This is a genomic window from Sulfurimonas sp. (genome assembly GCF_027056685.1).
In the GTDB taxonomy this organism is placed as follows: Bacteria; Campylobacterota; Campylobacteria; order Campylobacterales; family Sulfurimonadaceae; genus Sulfurimonas.
In genome coordinates this window covers 1-2836 of the sequence record NZ_JALUKE010000154.1, presented here as the reverse complement: position 1 = coordinate 2836, position 2836 = coordinate 1, and the positions used below count along the sequence as shown (strand labels likewise).

4 protein-coding genes are annotated in these 2836 nt (G+C 35.1%); 1 reads left to right on the top strand and 3 read right to left on the bottom strand.

Annotation, left to right across the window (positions count from 1 at the left end; all coding sequences use genetic code 11):
- Nucleotides 1-903: aminoacetone oxidase family FAD-binding enzyme (locus MVY38_RS06605; RefSeq protein ID WP_297484551.1), on the bottom strand; the 903-nt coding region annotated here is incomplete at its 3' end.
- A gap of 26 nt (nt 904-929) precedes the next feature.
- On the opposite strand from MVY38_RS06605, the gene MVY38_RS06600 reads away from it, so the two are divergent.
- Nucleotides 930-1580 carry a tRNA-uridine aminocarboxypropyltransferase gene (locus tag MVY38_RS06600; RefSeq protein ID WP_297484549.1) on the top strand — a complete coding sequence of 217 codons (651 nt, stop codon included), beginning with the start codon at nt 930-932 and terminating at the stop codon, nt 1578-1580.
- Between the two features lie 4 nt (nt 1581-1584).
- Here the strand turns inward: MVY38_RS06600 and MVY38_RS06595 are convergent, their stop codons facing one another.
- Nucleotides 1585-1977, bottom strand: coding sequence for a DUF6858 family protein (locus tag MVY38_RS06595; RefSeq protein ID WP_297484548.1), 393 nt, complete (start codon nt 1975-1977; stop codon nt 1585-1587).
- Nucleotides 1978-2045: 68 nt separating this feature from the next.
- Nucleotides 2046-2720, bottom strand: a complete 675-nt coding sequence (locus tag MVY38_RS06590; RefSeq protein WP_297484547.1) for a YggS family pyridoxal phosphate-dependent enzyme — start codon at nt 2718-2720, stop codon at nt 2046-2048.
- Nucleotides 2721-2836 lie beyond the last annotated feature (116 nt).

Sequence of the window (2836 nt, the reverse complement as noted above, 5' to 3'; positions counted from 1 at the left end):
AGATACAAGTTCTACGGCATTTAGAGAAGGATTATTTGCTAATTCTTTTTTAAAATGTTTTTGAATCTCCTCTTCATTTTTGCCTTTTGTGAGATTTAACAGTAATGGCACTTCACCATATTTTTTGAGTAGGGGTGTAATCTCGCGTGCAAAGTCAAGCACAACTGGCCCGCGTATGCCATGATTTGTAAATATTAAATCCCCTTTAGCTCGTAGTTTTTTATGCTTTTTCAAATCTACTCGCAGTTCTACTTTTGCTATGGTGTCGGCACGGCAGTTTTTGACCCACTCCTCTTTTGTACGCAGGGGCATCATGGCAGGAGAGAGGTCAGTCACTTTGTGTCCAAGCTCACTTGCAAGGTTGTAGCCATCTCCCTCAGCACCTAAAACAGGGTATCCAAGACCTCCTGTTGCTATGATGACATTGTCTGCGTTTATCATATTGTCTTGCGTCTTAACGCCGCTGATATGTTCGCCTATAAGTAAAATTCGTTCAACTCTTTGATTGCATATAGTGGTAATGCCTACTCTTTGCATCTCTTTTTTGAGGGCTTCTATGATAGTTGCAGCAGAGTGAGAAGTGGGAAAAACACGAAAACCATCAGGAGCATGGGTTGCAACGCCTATTTCATCCATAAAAGTGACAAGGGCTTTGTTATCAAACGCAGCGAGTGCATCTTGCATAAAGCGTCCATCACGCCCAAATCGTGCCATAAACTCTTCATTGCTTAAAGTATTTGTAAGGTTGCATCTTCCGCCACCCGTTGCTTTGAGCTTAGAAGCTATTTTAGAGAGTTTCTCTAGGAGTAAAACTTTTTTACCCTCTCGTGCTGCCACTATTGCGGCTATTATTCCAGCTGCACCACTTCCTACAACAATAAGGTCATAATTATCACTATTCATACCGTTATTTTAGTATAATTGCATTAATGAAAACTTATTATGGCGATAGAGAGAAGTGTTACAAATGTTATAGACCTAAAAGTTCGTGTATGTGCGGGCATTGTGAAGATATTCAAACGCAGACAAAGTTTGTGATTTTGATGCATCCAAAAGAGTTTAAAAAGGTCAAAAACAATACAGGACACTTTACACATCAAAGCTTGAAAAACTCAGAGCTATTCATAGGCATAGATTTTTCAGAGCATAAACGCATTAATGAAATTATTGCCTCACACGATAGTTACATTCTTTTTCCCTCACTAAACGCAGTGAATCTGACAAATGAGTACCCTAAACGCAGCGATAAACCACTAGCCATTTTTCTTATAGATTCGACATGGGCATGTACAAAAAAGATGTTTTGTGAGAGTAAAAATCTTAATAAACTCAAACATATGAGCTTTACAACAACAAAAACTTCACAATATGAGATAAAAGAGCAACCGAATGAAAATTATTTATCAACTATAGAGTCTACTTTGGTTGTTTTGGAGTTGTTAAACAAGTGGGAGATAGAAAAGATAGAGGAGAAGCAACTTCAAGGATTTTTAAACCCTTTTAAAGAGATGATAGCCTATCAAAAAAATCTCATAGCAAACCCAAAGAGTAATGCTGTGAGATTTAAAAGGTATAGTTAGCTTTTTACGCGTTTGCTACTGATTTAGCCCACTCTTCTGTTACTAAGTGGAGTTGTTCATTTGGAACTTCTAAAAAGTTAATTTCAAAGCTGTCTTCAAATTCACAAATCCCAATACTTCGAGGACGAACAGCCAAAATTTTACTTGTTGGAAGCATTTTTCCAAAACAAAATACTACATTTTTTGCAGCTTTAATTTCTGGAGCTATTACACCATCTTTTATTGAAGATGTATGTTCATAGTGATCAAATACAGCTATCTCTTTTGCTACGGGATGCTTTTCTATAAGTGCTTGAAAATGTGCAACAATCTCATTTACATTTTTGTATGTAGTCTCTTTTTTATTGATTACAAGATCAAATACAGGGTATTTATCCATTAAAATAGTTTTTGTCATATGTGTGTCCTTTTAAATTATACACGAAGTATATCTTATAGTTATTATAAAAATATTATATACTAATATTACTTTGGAAATATAATGGAGCCAAGACGAACCATGTTTGAGCCACACTCAATAGCTAGTTCAAAGTCACCACTCATTCCCATAGAACAGATTGTTGCACCTTCTAGTTGTTCATAAATTTTATGTGCTGTTAAAAAGCTCTCTTTAACAACTTCTTTATCTTGACTATGTGCGCCAATACTCATAATACCTTTTAGCTTGATATTTGGACACTCTTTTTGGATCGTATTGTAAATATTGATGGCATCTTCTGGCATAACACCATGTTTGCTCTCCTCTTTTGCTGCGTTTATATGGAGCAGACAATCAAGTGTCATCTCTTTTGCTAAAAGTTTTTTTTGCAACTCAGTTGCTAAATCCAATGAGTCAAGTGCCTGAAAAAGGCTAGGATTGATTGTAAGAAGATTATTTATTTTGTTTTTTTGTAAGTTTCCAATAAAGTGCCACTCAATAGGTAAATCTTCAAGCTCTTTTGTTTTTGCTTTAAGGTCTTGTACTTTGTTCTCAGCAAAAGCACGCTGTCCAATGTTATACAGTTTTTGAATGTCTCCACTTGTAGAGTATTTACTCACTGCCACGATTTTTACAATGTGATGTTCACTCACTTTCAGTCTAGCCGTTTCAACCCGTCTAATAACATCATCTATATATAATTTATACTCTAATTCATTCATTTTTTATCCTAGCAATTTTTGTTAATTCTATCATATTTTCTATGATGACCTATAAATAGAATATAAATTTTACTATTTTGTTCTGATAGTAAAATTTTATATTGTTGATGTGAGCC